The sequence below is a fragment of the Mucilaginibacter sp. NFR10 genome, from assembly GCF_900100445.1.
GTDB classification, from domain to species: domain Bacteria; phylum Bacteroidota; class Bacteroidia; order Sphingobacteriales; family Sphingobacteriaceae; genus Mucilaginibacter; species Mucilaginibacter rubeus.
In genome coordinates, this window is record NZ_FMTV01000005.1 from 76,797 (window position 1) to 92,812 (window position 16,016).

General features: G+C 42.8%; 14 protein-coding genes. 5 read left to right on the top strand and 9 right to left on the bottom strand.

Annotated features, from left to right (window positions below; genetic code table 11):
- The first annotated feature begins 310 nt into the window (after positions 1 to 310).
- Positions 311 to 3,853 carry a chromosome segregation protein SMC gene (gene smc / locus BLP33_RS17465; RefSeq protein ID WP_090531454.1) on the top strand — a complete coding sequence of 1,181 codons (3,543 nt, stop codon included), beginning with the start codon at positions 311 to 313 and terminating at the stop codon, positions 3,851 to 3,853.
- A 230-nt stretch (positions 3,854 to 4,083) separates the two neighbouring features.
- On the opposite strand, the gene BLP33_RS17470 is transcribed toward smc, so the two are convergent.
- From BLP33_RS17470 to BLP33_RS17485, 4 genes are read right to left on the bottom strand one after another with little or no spacing between them, the layout of a single operon-like run.
- Complete coding sequence (locus tag BLP33_RS17470; protein ID WP_090531456.1) at positions 4,084 to 5,610, bottom strand: S41 family peptidase; 1,527 nt, start codon at positions 5,608 to 5,610, stop codon at positions 4,084 to 4,086.
- Between the two features lie 54 nt (positions 5,611 to 5,664).
- Positions 5,665 to 6,273, bottom strand: coding sequence for an HAD family hydrolase (locus tag BLP33_RS17475; protein ID WP_090531458.1), 609 nt, complete (start codon positions 6,271 to 6,273; stop codon positions 5,665 to 5,667).
- Positions 6,273 to 6,572: a hypothetical protein gene (locus tag BLP33_RS17480; RefSeq protein ID WP_090531460.1), complete on the bottom strand. Its 300-nt coding sequence runs from the start codon at positions 6,570 to 6,572 to the stop codon at positions 6,273 to 6,275. Before BLP33_RS17480 ends, BLP33_RS17475 begins: the two co-directional genes overlap by 1 nt.
- A 4-nt stretch (positions 6,573 to 6,576) precedes the next feature.
- A complete protein-coding gene (locus tag BLP33_RS17485) occupies positions 6,577 to 7,236 on the bottom strand; it encodes an ABC transporter ATP-binding protein (RefSeq protein ID WP_090531462.1) in 660 nt (219 codons plus the stop codon).
- Between the two features lie 395 nt (positions 7,237 to 7,631).
- Between BLP33_RS17485 and sucC the strand changes: the two genes are divergently transcribed.
- Entirely contained in the window at positions 7,632 to 8,825 is a 1,194-nt protein-coding gene (sucC, locus tag BLP33_RS17490) for an ADP-forming succinate--CoA ligase subunit beta (RefSeq protein WP_090532025.1), read from the top strand.
- Positions 8,826 to 8,947: 122 nt separating this feature from the next.
- Here the strand turns inward: sucC and BLP33_RS17495 are convergent, their stop codons facing one another.
- Positions 8,948 to 9,661, bottom strand: a complete 714-nt coding sequence (locus BLP33_RS17495; RefSeq protein ID WP_090531464.1) for a PH domain-containing protein — start codon at positions 9,659 to 9,661, stop codon at positions 8,948 to 8,950.
- 122 nt (positions 9,662 to 9,783) lie between these two features.
- Positions 9,784 to 10,770, bottom strand: coding sequence for a LuxE/PaaK family acyltransferase (locus BLP33_RS17500; protein WP_090532027.1), 987 nt, complete (start codon positions 10,768 to 10,770; stop codon positions 9,784 to 9,786).
- A 230-nt stretch (positions 10,771 to 11,000) separates the two neighbouring features.
- Between BLP33_RS17500 and BLP33_RS17505 the strand changes: the two genes are divergently transcribed.
- The 3 genes from BLP33_RS17505 to BLP33_RS27880 all read left to right on the top strand — a co-directional run bounded on the left by BLP33_RS17505 (position 11,001) and on the right by BLP33_RS27880 (position 12,414).
- Entirely contained in the window at positions 11,001 to 11,480 is a 480-nt protein-coding gene (locus BLP33_RS17505; protein WP_090531466.1) for a DUF1203 domain-containing protein, read from the top strand.
- A 93-nt stretch (positions 11,481 to 11,573) separates the two neighbouring features.
- Positions 11,574 to 12,251, top strand: a complete 678-nt coding sequence (locus BLP33_RS17510; protein ID WP_175490050.1) for a lipid-binding SYLF domain-containing protein — start codon at positions 11,574 to 11,576, stop codon at positions 12,249 to 12,251.
- Between the two features lie 19 nt (positions 12,252 to 12,270).
- The gene (locus tag BLP33_RS27880) at positions 12,271 to 12,414 is read left to right on the top strand and encodes a YSC84-related protein (protein ID WP_371328327.1); all 144 of its coding nucleotides are present in this window, start codon (positions 12,271 to 12,273) and stop codon (positions 12,412 to 12,414) included.
- A gap of 53 nt (positions 12,415 to 12,467) precedes the next feature.
- Here BLP33_RS27880 and BLP33_RS27200 read toward each other — a convergent pair whose 3' ends face one another.
- From BLP33_RS27200 to BLP33_RS17530, 3 genes are read right to left on the bottom strand one after another with little or no spacing between them, the layout of a single operon-like run.
- Positions 12,468 to 12,806, bottom strand: a complete 339-nt coding sequence (locus BLP33_RS27200) for a hypothetical protein (RefSeq protein ID WP_139160015.1) — start codon at positions 12,804 to 12,806, stop codon at positions 12,468 to 12,470.
- Positions 12,807 to 12,813: 7 nt separating this feature from the next.
- Positions 12,814 to 15,249 (bottom strand): penicillin acylase family protein, encoded by a 2,436-nt coding sequence (locus BLP33_RS17525; RefSeq protein ID WP_090532032.1) that lies wholly within the window; start codon positions 15,247 to 15,249, stop codon positions 12,814 to 12,816.
- 33 nt (positions 15,250 to 15,282) lie between these two features.
- Positions 15,283 to 15,861: a thermonuclease family protein gene (locus BLP33_RS17530; protein ID WP_090531473.1), complete on the bottom strand. Its 579-nt coding sequence runs from the start codon at positions 15,859 to 15,861 to the stop codon at positions 15,283 to 15,285.
- Positions 15,862 to 16,016 lie beyond the last annotated feature (155 nt).

Here is a 16,016-nt window from a genome sequence, read left to right on the forward strand (position 1 = left end):
TTGTCATTACGAATATGTAAAAGTCCGGCCCGCTAAAGATAAATGGCAAAAAAGGAGTTGTCACCCTGAGTTACCGAACGGTTGGGTGCAGAGGCCAGCCCACCATACTTCGATGAACTCAGTATGACACCCTTTTTGAGTCGTCATCGGTAGGAACAAAGCAATGACGTTATACAAACCCTGCCAGTAACCTTTTGCCTTTATCCTTTTACCTTTATCCTTTTACCTTTAACCTCAAAATATATTTCAAAACTCAATTATTTATAATTACTTTGGAGGTTTGGACTTTGCAAGGTACTTAATAAATTAAATGCAGCTTACCCGTTTAGAAATCAAGGGCTTCAAGAGTTTTGGCGATAAAATAACCATCAATTTTAATGAGGGTGTTACCGCTATTGTAGGCCCTAACGGTTGCGGTAAGTCAAATGTTGTTGATTCTATCCGTTGGGTCTTGGGTGAGCAAAGCACCCGGATGCTCCGTTCGGAAAAAATGGATAACGTTATTTTTAACGGTACCAAAAGCCGTAAATCAGCTAACCTTGCCGAGGTTTCCCTCACTTTTGATAATACCAAAAACGTACTGCCTACCGATTATTCGCAGGTAACGCTTACCCGTAAACTTTATCGCACAGGCGAAAGCGAATACCGACTTAACGATGTACAGTGCCGTTTAAAGGATATTACCGATCTTTTTTTGGATACGGGTATCGGCTCCGACTCCTATTCTATCATCGAGCTCCGGATGATCGATGAGATCATTACCAACAAGGAGGGCTCACGCCGTAACCTGTTTGAGGAAGCATCGGGCATCTCCAAATACAAGCTTCGTAAAAAGCAAACTTTCAGCAAGCTGAAGGAAACCGAGGCTGATCTGGCCCGTGTGGATGACCTGCTATTTGAGATTGAGAAGAACCTCAAATCGCTGGAGAACCAGGCGAAGAAAACTGAACGATACTATCGCCTCAAAGAGCAGTATAAAACATTGAGCATTATGCTGGCTTCGTTCAGGATCGTGGCTTTCAGCGAATCATTGAAAAAGATAGAGGAGCAGGAGCTAAAGCATAGGGCCGAGAAGGGCGATATCATCGCCCAGATAGATACTTTGGAAGCAACGCTGCAACAGCAGAAGCTGGATAGTATCACCAAAGAAAAGAACCTCTCTGTTCAGCAAAAAACTACTAATGAATTTGTTTCAAAGATCCGGGCTTACGAAAGCGAAAAGAAGATCAAGAATGAACAGTTGAAGTTTCAGCAGGATAAAGAATCGCGTTTGACTGAAGAGTTAGAACGGGACAAAAACCAGCTGAATCACGTGTTATACAATATCAAGCGTTTAAGCGAGGAAAAGGCTACTGAAGACGAAACCCTGCAAACTATTCAAAGCAGGGTAACTGATTTAAAGGAGGCTGTTGACGAATTACGGGCACAGCAAACCGAAGCCCGTAACGAGCTAAACGAGCTTAACAATATCAACACCCGCCTGCAAAACCAGGTTTACAAAGCTGAAAAGGATCTGGACATCTTACAGATCCAGCAACAGGCTTTAGAACAGGAAAGCCAGCGGAATATGGAAGATACCACCAATAAAGAGGTGGAGCTTTCGCACTTTAACCAGGTGGTTGCCGAGCTGCAATACCGCAAAGAAACCCTCGATGATGAATTTCAACAAGCCGTTGAGTTTGAAAATAAGTTAAAAGAACAAATTGCCGAAACCGATGTTGAGTTGAATTCGGTTAAGGATACCATTATAAAAGAGAGCCGCCGCCTTGATGCCAAGCAAAACGAATACAACCTTACCAAAAGCATGGTTGATAGTTTGGAAGGTTTCCCGGAGTCAATAAGGTTCCTGAAAAAGAATACCGATTGGGCCAAAAATGCACCACTGTTTAGCGATGTGCTTTTTTGTAAGGAGGAGTTTCGTGTAGCTATCGAAAACTACCTTGAACCGCTCATGAACTATTACGTAGTTGAAAGCTATGACGATGCGGTGAAGGCCATCAACCTGCTCAGTAATTCGGCTAAAGGGCGCGCAAACTTCTTTGTGCTGAACAACTACGCTGATGAAGCGCCCTCACAAATCAGCTTCGAAAAGGAAGGTGCTATCCCTGCGCTGAGTGTTATTGAGGTTGATAAACATTACCTGCCACTTTGTAATTACCTGCTTAAGGGTGTTTATTTGGTTGATGACGATAAGGAAGGGCAAATCAACAGCGAAACTTTGCCGCAGAGCGTGGTGCTGATAGGTAAAAGCGGTAAATTCAATAAATCAAAACATACCATGGCCGGTGGGTCGGTGGGTTTGTTTGAGGGTAAAAGGATCGGTCGTGCTAAAAACCTGGAAAACCTGGCCAAGGAGATCCGTGGGGTAGAGAACCAGGTAGGGGCGTTCCGTGCAAAATCTGATGAATTGCAGAACATGCTTGCTGCTTTACGCTCGTCCACCAAAGCAGCTGAGATTAATGAGCAGCAACAGATCCTGAACAGGTTAAATAATGAACTTATTACTGTTAAAACCCGGCAGGAGCAATATCAAACTTTTATTGAAAACAGCCTTAACCGTAAAGAAGATATCGCCCGTAAAATTTCCGGGATAAAAGATGAAATGGCTGCCCTACAACCGCAATTGGCCGAGCTAAAAACTCAACGCCAGATCCAAAGCGATTTATTGGCCGATAAGCAGATGGCTTTTAACGAGCTGAACGAATACGTTTCCGTACAGTCAAACGCCTACAATCAGGAAAACATCCGTTTTCATCAGCAACAAAATAAGGTATCGGGTTTAATGAAAGACCTTGACTATCGGGATACCCAGCAGGAAAGCCTTGAAACACGTATAAGGCAAAATAGCAACGAGCTTGAAAAAGTAAAAGTTGCTATACAGGAAAACCTGAAGCTGGCCGATAACTCCGACGATAACCTGCTCGAAATGTATGAGCAGAAGGAAAACCTGGAAAAGGCCACACAACAAGCCGAACAGGAGTACTATCAATGGCGCGGCCTCATCACCGAAAATGAGAGTCAGGTAAGCTCATTGAGGCGCAAAAAAGAGAACAGCGAAGTTATTGAGAATGAGCTGCGCGACGAACGAAATAATTTAAAGATAGACCTGAACGCGCTGAAAGAGCGTCTTTCGGTTGAGTTTAATATAGATATTGAAGACCTGCCCGAAAGCGAAGTACCCGAAGGTGAAAATGAGCAGGACCTGCGTGAGAAAGCCGAAAAGCTAAAAAAACAGCTGGATGATTTTGGCGCCATAAATCCAATGGCGGTAGAGGCGTATAACGAAATGAACGAACGTTATACCTTTATCCAGGCGCAAAAGAAAGATCTGAGCGAAGCTAAAGCATCATTACTTGCTACCATTCAGGAAATTGACGATACCGCCAAAGATAAGTTCATGACGGCCTTTATGATGGTGCGTGAAAACTTTATCAAAGTATTCCGCTCATTGTTTAATGAGGAAGATTCATGCGATCTGATCCTGACTGATCCTGATCATCCGCTCGAGTCAGATATTGATATCATCGCGAAGCCAAAAGGGAAACGTCCGCTATCCATCAACCAGCTATCTGGAGGGGAGAAAACACTTACCGCAACGGCTATACTTTTTTCGCTGTACCTGCTAAAGCCTGCACCTTTCTGTATTTTTGATGAGGTTGACGCGCCGCTTGATGATACCAACATTGATAAGTTCAATAACATTATCCGTACCTTCTCCAAAGATTCTCAATTCATCATTGTATCCCACAACAAACGAACTATTGCAAGTACAGATGTTATTTACGGCGTAACCATGGTTGAGCAGGGGATTTCCCGCGTTGTCCCTGTTGATTTAAGGGAACTGGCTGATTAGAGCTTAAAGCCTAAGGCGGAAAACTAAAAGCTCGCGCCTTTCGCCGTTATTGGTGTTGTCACCAACAACTTGTTATACCTGTAGGATTTTATTAACCACTAAAGCCGGTACGCATAGCATAAAGTTGTTGGTGACAACACCAACAACGGCAAGCGCATAGCGTAGCTTTAGCATAATAAAAAAGGCGAAAAGCTTTTCAGCCCTCCGCCTTTAAATGATACGGAAAAATTTTAGTTCTTCTTTCTAAACACCGATGGTGTTTTAAGCATCAAACCTTTTACTTTGCTGCGAGTGAACCTCTGTTCCATCGCGCGTTTCTGATCGGCCGAAAGCACGTTTTTTGATGAGGTAGCCAGGCTTTGTGTGGTTACTGAACCGGTTTTATACTTACCGGTCGAGATATAGCTCAAAGCCTGTGCTAATAACCCTTCGGTAGGGTCGCCGAAATCTTTGGTCAGGTCATCTACAGCGCTAACACCTTTATAAATGCCTTGTCCTGGTGTCATACCGGTATAATAATCGCCATTGTTTGCCGAATTTCTTGTGGAGAACATTGGCATATACAATTGGTATTTATTGATATCAATACCATAAAAACCAACAGGCTTGCCATAGGTGACAGAGCCGATCAATTCAACATCCAGTTCAGGGATCAGGTTATTAATGGTTAACTCACTTGCCGAGGCAGTACCGCTACCAACTATAAAGAATATCCGGCTTAAATTAAGCGACCCTTGTTTTTGGAAATTGACAGTTTGGTTGCTTACCGAAAAAAAACCTTTGGGTATTTCGTAAAGGTTTTTAAACAAGGTATAGTTATCATTTGTAAGCTTATCATTAAAATAAGCTGTGTACATCTTAGTGCCGTTCTTAGCCGATGGTACTAAAAGGTTATCAAAATATTCTGCAGTTTCAACGGATCCGCCACCGTTATACCTTAAATCAACGATCAAATCGGAAATGCCCATGAAGCTGTTTAAGGCCTCTAATATTTTAGGACCGGCATTGGTTTTATCAGTAAACGAATTAAAAACCATATAACCGGCTTTTTTGCCCGAGCCGGCGTCCAGTGTTTTATAAGTAATAACAGGGTTTATGGTATAGTTAGCAGTATTAAGCGTTACATCAACGGTAGTATTATCCGGTCTGGCCAATGTCATGCTGATAGTTTTGCTGTATGCATAGGCTTGTATTACAAACTGGGTAGTCGTACCTCCGTCATCGTAAGTAAGGTCGGTACGTCCATTTATTTTGGTGATCTGATACCCGCGTTTAATACCAGCTTTATCAGCAGGTGAACCAGGGTATACATATTTGATCCTCAGATCCGAACGCGTAGGGTAGAATACCGAAAAACCGAAGTCGCCGCCATTACCGCTCAATTCGTTTGATACGGATCCATCATCAATAAACGAGTATTTGGCCGTACCGGTATTATCATAATATTCATACGGTTGAGAGCTTGCCGGATTTATGGCATATTGCGATAAATGGTCAACCTCGCTGCTTAAGCCGGTGATGGTATCGCTGCTTACATAGTTACGGGGCTGAAAGTTTTTATAGGTAGGAAGCTGATTGTACCACAAATAGGTTTCCTGCGGATACAGATAAACCGAGTCCCTTATACGATCAAGCGCGGTACCGGTGCTTGGCGGGCCGGTAGTACCATCATCGCCGTTATTAATAGGTTTATTTTTTTTACAGGCAGATATCGATGCAACGGAAATAAGGGCTAAAAAGTAAAATATTTTTCTCATACACTTGAGTTTAAGTATTAAAACGCCTTGTTAGTAAGTATGTTATAGGTAATACTATAAAAAGTCTTCAACACTGATACAGTCAATGCCGCTGGCTTCGGCACAAAGCTTGTCTGTTTCCGAATTTTCAATCATCACTATTTCTTTACGCTGGAGGCCATGTTCCTGAATAAGCAGGTTAATTACATCTGGTTCGGGTTTTGGTACGGTTTCTTCGGTAAAATAGCAGCGGAGATATTTTTCCAGCCCGTGCCATTCGGTTTGTTTAATTTTATTTACCTGTTCCTGAACATTGCCGTTAGTTACAATAAACAATTTTTTGCGGTCGACCACAATATCCTGCATTAAGGTAAGTATATTTTGATATAAAAGCAGTTTTAGCGGTAATTTGGCAGTTAAAAGCAGGTTCTCAAATTTATCGCGGTATTGTTCGGCCACCGGGAACTGCTCCGTCAAACGGTTAAATGCGGCATCCTTCCCTTCAGCTATATACGTATCAGTTAATACTTTGGTTGCGGCCTTTGCATCTATCAGCTCAATATATTCAAGCATGTTTGCAAATAGGTAATAAGCCTGAAAGTAGTAATCCTTTGCCGGATAAAGCACATCATCTAACTCAAAAATAAAAGCTGTTTTACGTTTATCAATATCCTTATAGTCCATTAAGCAATTACGTGTAGGTTTATATCGTATTCATTAAAAAGGGTTTCGGCCTTTAGTAAGAGTGTTGTTTCATCAGGCCTTAATAAATAAACCGAATCGATGCTCTTATCCAGGCAAAGCGTTAGCATTTCATGCGTATAACTTGCCGAAGCTGGATTGGGCAACATTATCATTTTGCCCGTTTTTACCATAAAATCGGGCAAGTCCATATGATCACCCAAAATAATATTTTTTCCTTCAAGTTTGTTTTTGAGCTGGTAGGCTTGTGCCGTTGTGGCGGCGGTAATTAAAATGCTCATATAGCTACTGACCGTTAACAATTAAACCATCTCTCATTGTAACTGTACGGTCTGACAAGTTTGCAAGATCTTCATTATGAGTAACAATTACAAAGGTTTGCCTGAAATCATTCTTCAACTTAATAAATAATTCATGAAGCTCGAGCGCGTTTACCGAATCAAGGTTGCCTGAAGGTTCATCGGCAAAAATAAGTGCCGGATTGTTGATTAACGCACGTGCCACAGCTACCCGTTGTTGCTCGCCGCCAGATAGCTGGTTAGGTTTATGGTGCAGCCTGTCTTTCAAACCCAAAAGGTCAAGCAACCCGGCCGCTTTTTTTTCTGCTTCAGATTTTGATTTTCCTGCTATAAAGGCCGGGATGCAAACGTTTTCAAGAGCGCTGAACTCGGCCAGTAAATGATGAAACTGGAATATAAAACCAATCTGCCGGTTCCGGAAATCGCTTAGTTGTTTATTGTTTAGTTTGTTTAGTTCAATATCATTAATGGTTAAAGTGCCAGAATCTGGCCGGTCAAGGGTCCCTAATATGTTAAGTAACGAGCTTTTTCCGGCACCTGAAGCCCCAACGATGGTTACGATTTCGCCCTTTTGTACCTCAAGGTCAACGCCCTTTAATATTTGTAACTGTCCGTATGATTTATGGATAGATCTGGCTTTAAGCATTTGGCAAAGTTAACGGATTAGCTGGATTTATTTTGTTGGGATTACACCGATTGATTTATGATTTCACCGGTTTTTACCGTTGATGATTCTTGATTATGTTGACACCCGATTTTTCTGATTTGACGAACATTCTATTAATCTTAAAATCCTGTAAATCCTGATTCTGACAAAGAGCTGAATGAAATGATTTAAGGAGGCTCTCAACTGAAAACAAATTCTCCCACTTTCTTTGCGGCGTTGCGGCTTAGCGTGCTTAATATTCAATTACCTAACTTTCCCGTACTTTGCATCCTTTGTAAATACAATGTTATTTACCCCGATAAGGGCAAATAAACTGAAACAAGGTGTTTACCGTTTCAAACAAAATTGTAGCTTTACCGCAAATTCTTCAAAACATGAATATTCACGAATATCAGGGTAAAGCTATATTAAAAAGCTATGGCGTTAGAGTTCAGGAAGGCATTGTAGCCGATACTGTTGAGCAGGCTGTTGAGGCTGCCCAAAAATTGAAAGAAGACCTGGGCTCAAGCTGGGTAGTGATCAAAGCACAGATTCACGCAGGTGGCCGTGGTAAAGGCGGCGGCGTTAAGCTTGCCAAAAACATCGACCAGGTAAAAGAACATACCGGCAATATTTTAGGTATGCAACTGGTAACTCCGCAAACCGGTCCTGAAGGTAAAAAGGTTAAGAAGGTTTTAGTAGCACAGGATGTTTATTATCCAGGCGAAAGCGAAACCAAAGAGTTTTATATGAGCGTATTGCTTGACCGCGCACGTGGCCGTAACATTATCATGTACAGCACCGAAGGCGGTATGGATATTGAGGAAGTTGCACATTCAACCCCTGAGCTTATATTTAAAGAAGAGATTGACCCTAAAGTTGGTTTACAGGGTTTCCAAACCCGTAAAATAGCCTTTAACCTTGGCCTTGAAGGCGAAGCATTTAAAGACATGACCAAATTCATTGCTGCTTTATATAAAGCCTATGAAGGTACCGACTCATCGCAATTTGAAATTAACCCCGTTTTAAAAACCTCTGATAATAAAATTTTAGCTGTTGACGCTAAGGTAAACCTTGACGATAACGCGCTTTACCGTCATCCGGATTACGCTGCAATGCGTGATACTGATGAGGAAGATCCAACCGAGGTTGAAGCCAGCAAATCAAACCTTAACTATGTGAAGCTTGACGGTAACGTAGGTTGTATGGTTAACGGCGCCGGCTTAGCTATGGCTACTATGGACATCATTAAAATTGCCGGCGGTGAGCCTGCCAACTTCCTTGACGTAGGCGGCACTGCCAACGCGCAAACTGTAAAAGCTGGTTTCAATATCATTCTTTCAGATCCTAACGTAAAAGCCATCCTGATCAACATCTTCGGTGGTATCGTTCGTTGCGACCGTGTTGCGCAAGGCGTAATTGATGCTTACAAAGAGATCGGTAATATCCCGGTGCCAATTATTGTTCGTTTACAGGGCACAAACGCTGCCGAAGCAAAAGAACTGATCGATAACTCAGGTTTGAAAGTTTACTCGGCAATATTGCTTAAAGAAGCTGCTGATCGTGTTAAAGAAGTTTTGGCGCTTTAATTCTTTTTAAAGATTAGGGGCTGGTGATTAGAGGTTAGTTGCCAGCCTGTAGATAAAAAAGGAGGCTGTATCACATTGATACGGCCTCCTTTTTTTATAAGGGTACGATGTCCCCTAAAAGACTATAAGTCACTCAAGAGGTCAAGTTTTTTGGCATTATATTCTTCCTGCGAAATAAGGCCATTATCAAACAAGGTTTTTAGTTTTTTTAGTTTTTCGGTAAGCTCATCAGGCTTTGGTGCGGCAGGCGGAGGTGTTTCCTGTACAACAGGAGCAGGGGCCGCGACTGGTGCGGGTGGCGTTACCGGTGCAGCAGGTGCTGTATAGCCATTTGGTTGAGAAAACGGCTGAGGCGATGCCGGTGCTACAAAAGCACGGGCAGGCGAGTTTTCCAGCTGGATAGCACCTGATTCGGCACGTTTTTGCTCCAGGTCGCGCTGACGGCGGGCTTCACGCTCAACTTCCTTACGTTCCTGGGCGTACTGGTATAATTTACGGCCCTGAACTTTAGGCAGGTAGTCAACAGCCATTTCGGCGCCACCGGTGGTTTTTACGCTGAAAATGGAACCGATAATTTCTTCCTTGGTATATACGTCAACGATATCTTTCCAAACAAAATCAACAAACTTGATAGATAGCCCAAGGTTGGCCGGGGTAAAAAACAATACACGTTTGTTGGTAATAGCTATACAATCAGGAAAAAGGTTTACCAGCGGCTTTTTCTGAACGGCAATGTAGATAACCTCTTCGCCTGAAGAAAGTAGATCAACAAGGCGTGAATAAACCTTTTCAACTGTTTTAGGGTCCTGTTCCTCGTTTAAAAATTTCTCAATCATATTTTTAGCATTTATGATGCGCGCAAAAATAACAATTATACCTGTTAAAGAGTCAAGAATCAAGCGTTAAGAATCAAGTTTTCCGGAATCTTGATTCCTGAGGTCTTGGTTCTCAAATGGTATTAAGCAATCAGCAAATTACATCCGCGGATGTCTGACTGGTCAAACCGGCCCAATACTTCAAAAGAGCCATCAGGGTAAATCCTGCCCAAATCCTGCGTGGCTATAAACGCGCAGGAGTTGATATTGGCCAGGTCAATAACGCTGATGCCGCCTGTTTTACCAGTTTGTAACGTACTGAGCGGATCGTTAGTATCCCGGATGATGATCTTCATCCATGGCGGGCAATTGAAAATGCCGTCGCCTTTGGAGTAAGCTTGTGACAGCAGCTCCGTCATTCCATATTCCGAATGAATCTGCTCTACACCAAAGCCTTTGCCCAAAATGGCGTGCAGCTCCTCGCGGATCATTTCCTTGCGGCGGCCTTTCATGCCGCCGGTTTCCATTACAACAAGCTCAGGAAAGTTAACGCGATAGTTTTCAATAAAATCGAGCAGGCCGAAAGTAACGCCAATTAAAAGCGTAGGTTTCGCGACATCCTGCTGTTTTTTAAGTTGATGAAACAGCTCGTCATGATTGTACAAAAAGAAACCGCTATCCGGATGATTTGATTGTTTAATGAGGTCATTAACCATGTAAATGAGCGATGAACCTTCGCGCTCCAGGTACGATGGGAGCAGAGCCAGTACAGTAAAATCCCTGATATCACCATAAAAAATATTGAAGGCACGCCGAAAGCTTTCCTCATACCAGGTTATATCGGTAACCCGGTGACTGCTGGTGATCATCCCGGTGGTACCTGAACTCGTAAAGGTTACCTCGACGGGCTCACCGGTACTTAATATAGTATGTGACTTAAAAAACTCGATAGGTAAAAATGGGATCTGGCTGTAAGATGTAATTGATGCGGTGTCAATTTTCAATCCTTCAATAAACTGCCTGTAAACCGGGTTATGCTGTGCCTGGTAATTGAAAACCTGCAAGGCTGTTTCATTAAATCGTTCATCAGTATCGATAGAAAATACCTGTTGTTTTCCGGGCTTGTCCATTGAGGCAAAGATAAGGAAATGTGCAGATGTGCGGATTTCAGATGTGCAGATTATCTGAACCGGGATTAAACTGATGTTTGGGATTAACGGATTTGCTTTCAAACTATTTATTGGTATCCGGTGAATCCTTCATCCTATAAATCACGGTTCGGATAAATAAACTCCGCAAGTTTCGGGTTGAAACGCTTTGTTTATCGCGCGAACTTTGATCTATCTAAAAAACAATAATCATGAGCACATTTAAAATTGTACCGCTATCAAAATCATTCGCCAAAAAAATAAGGACAACCATGACCGACGATTTTGGAGGCGAAGTGGTTGAACAACTGGCTACCGGGCTTGGACCATGCCGGGTTTCACTTAAACCCTTTGAACGTAACGTTGATAAACGCCTGTTGCTAAAACATTCGCCTTTTGAAATCGAAAATGCCTATAACCAGCCGGGACCTATTTTTATTCACGCTGAAGATGTGGAGGAATACAGCGACATTTATCGTTTCCCGCCGGAGATTAAGGCTAATAAAAAGAGTTTCCCGCTGTCGCTTATAGGTTACAGCAAAGCGCAGCAAATGGTTTTAACCCGGCTTGTTGGTGATGCCGATGTTGATGAACTGATCAGCGGAATATTTGCTGAAAATGATAATGTTGAATATTTGCATGCCAGAAATGCCCAGGCATGTTGTTTTATATGCAAAATTGAGCGTGTTTGACTTTCCTATTACATAAAATAAAAAAACAAGTACGTGTTTTGGGGGTTAGTTAAGTATTGAATATATAATTAATAATATTAATCATCCATCCCCATGAAAACATTAAAATTCTTGAGACTCCCGGTTTTGTTAGGTCTCTTTTTTGTAATGATATCGGCAAAACCGGCCGACGACAGCAAACAGACAGAACGCATCCATAATTCGTCAAATGTGTTGAAAGAGTTTGCCAAGATGAAGGAAAGCATCCCGCATCAGCTATTGGAAGAATACGAAGGCATCGTTATCATCCCCAAACTCATCAATGCCGGATTTGGCATTGGCGGTAAACGCGGTAAAGGCGTAGCCATGGTGAAACTGGGTAATGGCAAATGGAGTGATCCGGTGTTTGTTACCTTAACGGGCGGTAGCTTTGGCTTGCAAATTGGCGTACAATCGGTTGATCTGGTGCTGGTGTTCCGCCATAAAGGTGTATTAACCAAAGTCAAGAATGGTGATTTTACTATCGGCGGCGATATTTCTGCAGCAGCCGGCCCTGTGGGCCGCAGTTCGACTGCAAGTACCGATTATAAGCTACAGGCTGAGGTTTATTCATACTCACGCAGCCGTGGTTTGTTTGCCGGAATAACCATCAATGGCTCAAACCTGGGCATTGATAAGGATTCAAATGCTGCTTATTATGGAGCCAAAGCCACCTCGCAGGATATTTTTGCGCAGGCAAGCAGCAATACAGAGGCGGTTAAAACATTAAAAGAAACATTGGCCGCGTTTTAAAAACAATGCGCTGATAAACATCAATGGCTCAAACCTGGGCATTGATAAGGATTCAAATGCAGCTTATTATGGAGCCAAAGCCACCTCGCAGGATATTTTTGCGCAGGCGAGTAGCAATACCGAAGCGGTTAAAACATTAAAAGAAACATTGGCTTCGTTTTAAAAATAATGCACTGATAAACAAAAATGCCCGGCTAAATTCCGGGTATTTTTGTTTTAATGCCTTTGAAATGCCCGTTTAAGCAGTAGTCCCGAAAGTGCCGACATGCCGCCCACTAAGCCTCCTAAAATGCCGGTTACAGCTAATATATAGCCCCAGCCAGGCAGATGAAATAAGTGGGCCATCCTTGTAACCATGATATGGTCATTGGGTATGCTTTTAAAGAGAGCCAGTACTATCCACACCACCAAAACCGCTGTAAAGGCTTGCCAGAAAGAACTTTTTGCTGTTGTGCCAATAAAAAGGGCCGTTAAAAAAGATATGACGGCAACTATCCACCAGGGTAAAAAATATCCGCTGGCAAATGAAAGTATAAGTATGATGAAGAACAACATAGTGCTATTATTTACCGGTTAATGTATAAGTTGATTTAATGCGTGGTGACTGTTCACTTACCGATTGCATGAAGAGTAGTTCTTTTAACTTTCCCTCATTCCAGGTTTTGAACATATCGTTATAAAAAAAACTGCCGGGATTACCTGATTCGCCGCCGGGAAAAATACCGTAACCTTTTACTTTGGGGCCCATTTGCACCACCATACGCCATGACGGGCCATGCCCGTCGTGAAGGGCATTAACTGTTGATGCTGTGCCACCCGATTCAAAATTACCCGAACCAAAAGCCGGTTGGCGTGAAAGGCTCGCTATCTCCATTTTTTTAAATTTACCCCATTGCCAGTTTGCTCCGGGTTTACCACATCTGTCGGTAATTTCCTTTACCGCAGCTGCAAAAGCTTTATTAACGATATCTGCCGCGGTTTCCTTTGCCGGTGTGCGGATGTCATCAAACCATTTGGAAGTTGGCTCTTTAAGCAGTAGCTTTTCTGTGCGATCTACAGAAGGAAAATTGTTTTGCAGGGTTTTATCTGCAAAATCATCCCCCCACACAGCATTGTACAATTGCGACCACCAGTTGGAAAATACAGTGGCACCTATTGAATTCGGCGTAAAATTTTTGTCCCACTTATTGATTTGATCGTAAGCACTAAGTTGTGCAGCATTAAGTTTGGTTGGGTCGATATATTTAAGTAGGGTTGGTAAAATGTCCTGTGCCCGGATACTGTAAACATCTGTTTGGAGGATGCGCATACTATCAACGGTGGCTTTGGTCATAACGGAAAGTCTGTCATTAATGCGTTTACCGCGTTCATAGGGTGCAAATGACCAGTTGATATAATAAGGATAAGACGGATCTGTTGACGACTGATTGGCTGAGCTTACAAATCCCCGAGGCGGATTTTTAATGGTGGGATCCTGCTCAAATGGTACCCAACCATGCCAGTCGTCGGCAGGATCGGTTCCATCTAAAATAAATTTCCCCTGGTCTTTGTATTTAAGCGGATATTTACCGTTTGGCGTTATGGCGATATCGTCTTTACTGGCAAAAACAAAATTTGAAGCAGGGGCGCTGAAAAAGGTAAGCGCCTTGCGGTAATCGTTATAGTTTTTGCCTGTATTAAGCAGGTACATAGCCATCAGTTCGTTGGATGATTCGTGCGCTATCCACCTTAAAGAATGCCCAACCGGAACAAAATCAGGGCCATCGGCTTTTTGAGCATTGTTTTGATACACAACCGGGCCATGGTGCGTATAAACTACTGTATCATAAACCGGTTTTTGACCAAGTACTTCAATTTTTTCAACACGGCGGGTAGTTTTATTCCATTTGTTGTTGTACCAGTATTCCTCCATTTTGGTATCCCTGAATTTTTCCTGGTACCAGTCCAATACGTCGGCATCAACATTGGTAATACCCCAGCTGATGTTATTGTTAAAACCTAAAATAACACAGGGCGCACCCGGTAATGATACGCCATAAACATTCATACCCGGCGCCGAAAGCTGTACCTGGTACCAGATAGAAGGTAGTGTGAGGTTAAGATGCGGGTCATTAGCTAAAATAGGATACCCGCTTGCTGTTTTACTGCCCGCTACAGCCCAGTTATTGCTGCCGATACCTTCAACACGGGGTTTAGTATTTGTACTATCTGCCATGCCGGCTAAAAAATTAGCAGATGGTTTGGGAATGGGCAGTGGTTTAAAATAATCCCATTTTGTCCCTGTGGGGATGATGGGATCTTCGTGCATAGGATAATCGGGAAAAAGATCATTTGTAGTGGCCGGGCCAAATTTGCGCAGGATATTGGTCATGGCAAATTCGTTTGAGCCGCCGGCCAATGTTTCCGACATTAGCTTAAGCAAAAAGGCGCAGTTGATAGGTTTCCAGTCTTCGGGGGCGTAGTTCAGGAGTTTAAATTCTATGGGGTAACTCCTCGGGCTTAGCTGATGGATATAACTGTTGATGCCATCGGTATACGCCAGGATCATGTTGCGCACTACTGGATCGGCCATCATTGCCTTTATTGTTTTTTCGGCGCCGTAAACCATTCCCATGCGGCGGTGATAGCGGTCGATATCCAATACTTTGGGGCCAATAACTTCAGCCAGCCTGCCTGCTGCCTGCCGGGTTTGGATATCCATTTGCCAAAGACGGTCGGTTGCGGTCATATATCCCTGGGCAAAGTACAGGTCGTGCTCGTTCTGTGCGAAAATGTGCGGGATATGATTCTCATCAAATTTAATGGTAACCTTGCCCTGTAAGCCTTTAAGTTTCAGGTCGAGCGTTGGCAAAATGTGCTTGCTTTCGGCATTTTGCCAAAAACCATCAGCAGGGCTCAGGAATTTTCCTAATGGTGGAACGAGGCTTATTTTAGTTTGCAGTGCCCAAATGAGCAGTAATGTGAAAAAGATAGATATGAATGCTTTGGTAAACTTCATTGCTTGGATGATGATGCCCCTAAAGTTAACCATTTAGGCTGCATATTCAAGTCTTGGCTTACGCTTGCGATAATGTTTTTTAGGTTTAGGAGTTTGAAGTGAGTCTGTCTTAGGTTGTTTCTTTTCCCGGCGAAAATCCCAGGGCGGGGTAGGATTGGCATCCTGCCATAAACCAAGTTTATCTTCGCGGGCCTGTTGTTCCAGAGCAGCCAGTTCGGTGTTTTTGGAATAGGCTTTATACTGCCATGCGTAGCCATTTTTTACCAGCGCATAATTTACATTGGTGCCATCGATAAGTACTACCTGCGCAACAGTACGGCCATAGCGATCATGCTCGTTGCCAATTAATCTCACCTCTTTACCAAAACACAGATCGGAAGTGAATTTTTTAGCTGCCTGTCCAAAGGCCTGCGATTTTTCAGGGCAGTCAATTTCGGCAAGCCTCACAGTAATCTGCTGGTTATCGCCGGTAAGCAAACCCAAAGTATCACCATCTTTTATTTTCACAACTTTATAAACACTGGCATCGGGTTGTTTGGTATTATTGGGATTACAACCGGCAATTATAAGTAATATGAGGAGAAGTAGGGCAGAGTACTTTTTAAATGTCATATATTAATGTGCGGATTTTGGATGAATTTATTGATGTGCAGATTTCAAATGCGCAAATATGCAGATGAATTTATAGATGTGCAGATTTCAGATGTGCAGATAGATTTGATGAGCTTATCTAACAAATAATCTGCGCATTCAAAATTTGCATATTT

What these genes read in the sequence shown, in the direction of transcription:
- smc (WP_090531454.1), top strand. Translation starts at nt 311, where the DNA reads ATGCAGCTTACCCGTTTAGAAATCAAGGGCTTCAAGAGTTTTGGCGAT.
- BLP33_RS17470 (WP_090531456.1), bottom strand. Translation starts at nt 5,610, where the DNA reads ATGAGAAAAATATTTTACTTTTTAGCCCTTATTTCCGTTGCATCGATA.
- BLP33_RS17475 (WP_090531458.1), bottom strand. Translation starts at nt 6,273, where the DNA reads ATGGACTATAAGGATATTGATAAACGTAAAACAGCTTTTATTTTTGAG.
- BLP33_RS17480 (WP_090531460.1), bottom strand. Translation starts at nt 6,572, where the DNA reads ATGAGCATTTTAATTACCGCCGCCACAACGGCACAAGCCTACCAGCTC.
- BLP33_RS17485 (WP_090531462.1), bottom strand. Translation starts at nt 7,236, where the DNA reads ATGCTTAAAGCCAGATCTATCCATAAATCATACGGACAGTTACAAATA.
- sucC (WP_090532025.1), top strand. Translation starts at nt 7,632, where the DNA reads ATGAATATTCACGAATATCAGGGTAAAGCTATATTAAAAAGCTATGGC.
- BLP33_RS17495 (WP_090531464.1), bottom strand. Translation starts at nt 9,661, where the DNA reads ATGATTGAGAAATTTTTAAACGAGGAACAGGACCCTAAAACAGTTGAA.
- BLP33_RS17500 (WP_090532027.1), bottom strand. Translation starts at nt 10,770, where the DNA reads ATGGACAAGCCCGGAAAACAACAGGTATTTTCTATCGATACTGATGAA.
- BLP33_RS17505 (WP_090531466.1), top strand. Translation starts at nt 11,001, where the DNA reads ATGAGCACATTTAAAATTGTACCGCTATCAAAATCATTCGCCAAAAAA.
- BLP33_RS17510 (WP_175490050.1), top strand. Translation starts at nt 11,574, where the DNA reads ATGAAAACATTAAAATTCTTGAGACTCCCGGTTTTGTTAGGTCTCTTT.
- BLP33_RS27200 (WP_139160015.1), bottom strand. Translation starts at nt 12,806, where the DNA reads ATGTTGTTCTTCATCATACTTATACTTTCATTTGCCAGCGGATATTTT.
- BLP33_RS17525 (WP_090532032.1), bottom strand. Translation starts at nt 15,249, where the DNA reads ATGAAGTTTACCAAAGCATTCATATCTATCTTTTTCACATTACTGCTC.
- BLP33_RS17530 (WP_090531473.1), bottom strand. Translation starts at nt 15,861, where the DNA reads ATGACATTTAAAAAGTACTCTGCCCTACTTCTCCTCATATTACTTATA.